At 61.2% G+C, this 3,062-nt stretch carries 3 protein-coding genes and 1 pseudogene; all 4 read right to left on the reverse strand.

The window, feature by feature from the left end; all coding sequences use genetic code 11:
* Nucleotides 1–94: 94 nt before the first annotated feature.
* Nucleotides 95–430, reverse strand: a pseudogene (locus BLQ77_RS27995) (AAA family ATPase); the annotation flags it as partial.
* A 515-nt stretch (nucleotides 431–945) separates the two neighbouring features.
* Entirely contained in the window at nucleotides 946–1,464 is a 519-nt protein-coding gene (locus BLQ77_RS28000; protein ID WP_008885482.1) for a DUF421 domain-containing protein, read from the reverse strand.
* Nucleotides 1,449–2,120 carry a DUF998 domain-containing protein gene (locus BLQ77_RS28005; RefSeq protein WP_089964318.1) on the reverse strand — a complete coding sequence of 224 codons (672 nt, stop codon included), beginning with the start codon at nucleotides 2,118–2,120 and terminating at the stop codon, nucleotides 1,449–1,451. The genes BLQ77_RS28000 and BLQ77_RS28005 overlap by 16 nt, the downstream gene beginning before the upstream one ends.
* A gap of 170 nt (nucleotides 2,121–2,290) precedes the next feature.
* Nucleotides 2,291–3,062 (reverse strand): extracellular catalytic domain type 1 short-chain-length polyhydroxyalkanoate depolymerase (locus BLQ77_RS28010; RefSeq protein ID WP_089964319.1); only part of this gene is annotated, 772 nt, incomplete at its 5' end.

A 3,062-nucleotide genomic window follows, 5' to 3' on the forward strand; every position in this document is an offset into this window, starting at 1 on the left:
CTGTAGGTCGCGGGTATGGGTCTGCTCATGCATCCCGGCTACCACGCTGGATTCACGAGATGAATCCCTCACGCGATTTGTGCAACAGAGCCGGTCAGAGCGCTAGTTGCGCACAGGCAAAGTCGGCGCGAGATGCGATATCGATGCGCGGCAGCTCCGTGATCTCGTATCCGAGCGCAATGTAGGTTTCACGCATGACGGTGAAGGTTGCTTCGCCCTCGGAGCGGCTCTGCGTGCGTTCGGTGTCCTGCGTGAAGATCTCATCCCAATATGGCGCTAGAAAGACGCGGGCGTTGTAGCGGGCTGCTTTGGTCGCTGCAGCGATGTGGGGCGGCACTGGGAGGCCGCAGAGGGTCAGGTAGCCCAGAACGTCAGGAATGCCGCGGTCGAAGATCACGGGGCCTGAGAGGGACTGTGCGGCGCTGTAGGCGCGGAGGTCAAGCGTTAAAGCAAGTGGAGCCTAGGCAGGATGACAACCCAGACCAGTCGCTGGGGAATGAAGGTCTCGCAAAGGTTAGCGCGGCAACTCAACGCGTCGGCTCCAAGGTTTTCTACTCGGAGGATGAGCTGAAGAAGTTCTTCGACGACGAGTGGGAGGATAGCTGAACTGCTGCATGCAGTGGTCAGTGAAGAGCGACCTTGGCAATAAAAATGAGCAGAGGTGGCTAGTCGGGCGTGCGATGCTAAGGCTGCAATGCGCAGGAAGCGAACATTGCCGCTGACGCTGGCGATCCCGCACCAGACACTATCCGCCCTCTCCGGACCTTCACGAGACTGGCCATCGCTGCGTCGCAGCTTCCTCGAACCAGCCCTTCGCGGCAATGTGCAGCATTATCTTCTTGCCCGAAGTCAGCATTTCGGACGAACCGGTCTTTCACTGCACCAGATTGAATGGCAGATCAAAGCGCTGCGAGACTTGATCTGCTCCTCTGAACACGCCGAGCATCAGGAGCCCGTCCTGACCCCCTCAAGTAGGATCTCGTTTAAACTCTCGCCATGCAGAACGGAGATGTCTCCGGTCGATTCGAGCACGACCGCACGAACTTCGCCGAGGTCCAGAACATTGGCTTCACGCAGTTTTGCAATGACGTCGCTACGGGAGGTTCTCGTGCGCAAGAGTGAGGCTTCCAGGAACTCCCCGTCGCGCATAAGCAGCGCCGGCGTGTTGCCGATCAACCCCTCGAAGTCGTCACGGCGTGCGCGGGTGCGAGAGACGACAAACTGGATGCCGAGAAGCGCCGAAATGGCGATGAGAGCTTGCACGAGACCGCTCCAGTTTGTCGCTTGCACAGAGCCTGCCAGAAGCGAGCCGACGGCGATGGTGGTGACGAAATCGAATGACGTCATCTTCGAAAACGCGCGCAAACCGATGACGCGCACGCAAATCACGACCCACGTCAAGCCGATCAGGGCAAGCAGCGTGCCGCGGAGAAAGATGTCGAGGGCGGTCACATCCGTGAACATCGGTTCGCTTTCAGTTGCTTGGCACGTTGGTAAAAGAGATGTGCAAGGGTGAGGACCAGCACGAAAGAAACGGCTCCAAGGAAGCGCTCGTAGATGCCGTCGATATCTGTGGGAAGAATGAAGAACAGGGGCGCCGAGGCGCTCCAGACGATCCCGGTGGCAATGAAGACGGTGCGATAAACCGGGCTGACCCGTGCGGACCCGCGCGCTAAGGAAAAGCAGGCGACGGTCATCGCGGCACCAAGAGCATAGACGAGATAGGTGTGGATCACCCAGCCTTCATTGTCGTTGTCGCCGTATTCATTCCGGGCCCCTATGAGGAAAACCAGCAGGCCAAAGACGATGAGTGCAATGATCCCGACACTCCAATCCCACGCGCCGAGGTGGACATGAGCCGCCAGCACCGCAAGACCGATCAATGCTGCGGAAAAGGCGTAGAGGCCGATATCGACGATGAACTCATAGCGCCCTGCGCCGAGATCACTGATGGTGTCCGCAATCCAATCGTGGTCGGGAACGACAAAATCAGCGATTACGATAGAGACGGCGAGCGCTACGCAACCGAAGATAGCCAGTAGTACGAGCGCATGTATAAGAGCTGGTTGCTCGGCGGTTTCGGCGGGCAGCTGGCGAGAGGTCTCTGCGGCTGGTGGCATCTCAGCTCCTCTGGGCAGAAGACCAACGTGCCCGCTGCTGATTGGTTCATTTATTAACGATACGCTCTGATCGCCACTCTCCCGACACCGCGTTCGCTCGTTGGGTCAGTGTCGCAGCAATTGCGCTGGTGGCAATTGCTGCGCGCGAGATAGGGAGGCGACCCTATGCTTCAGCCAGCCTGCCGCGTGGACGGGTTGAAGAAGAAGCGGACCATCTCGGCGCTCGCATCCGGGCCTTTCGGATCGGTATAGCTGCCTGCGGGCTGTCCGCCGGACCATGCATGTCCCAGCCCCTCGACAACCCAGTGTTCGACCGCTTCCGTGCCGACGTCGTCGTAGGTCGTGCTCAGTTGATAGGACCGCCCCCCCGCGGCCCCCGCAGCCCCGGTCTGAAGGCTCTGCGCCGGGCCGCCCTCGAGAGCCTGACGGACGATACCTGCGCCGTTGGACGGGTGAACGGTGGCATCGGCATCGCCGTGAAAGACGATGGTTCGCGTAGGAGCCGTGCGCGGAGCGCTACCGGCCTCACGACCGGCCATGGCAGAAAAGGCGGAGGGGACGTCCTTGGCGGCCCCTGCGGGCAGACCCGAATGCGCGCCGACGGCCCTGAACAGCTCCGGGTAGGCGCCGCCAAGGATGACCGCCATTGCCGCGCCCGCCGAGAGACCCGACACGAAGACCTTGTCCCCGGGGATGGCATGGCGGGCGATGACCTCGCACGTCAGGCCGGCAAGGATGGCAGGCTCGCCTTTGTCCCGCATCTGGTCACCGCGGCTGAACCAGTTCCAGCAGGACTGGGCGTTGTCGCCGCGCGATTGCTGCGGATAGACAACGACGAACCGATGCCGCTCGGCCAGGGCGTTCATGCCGGTCCCGGCGGCAAAATCCTCCGGGGTCTGGGTGCAGCCGTGAAGCATCACCACAAGGCCGGTGATCCCCTCC

Origin of the sequence: Salipiger thiooxidans, assembly GCF_900102075.1 — a bacterium.
Taxonomy (GTDB): Bacteria; Pseudomonadota; Alphaproteobacteria; order Rhodobacterales; family Rhodobacteraceae; genus Salipiger; species Salipiger thiooxidans.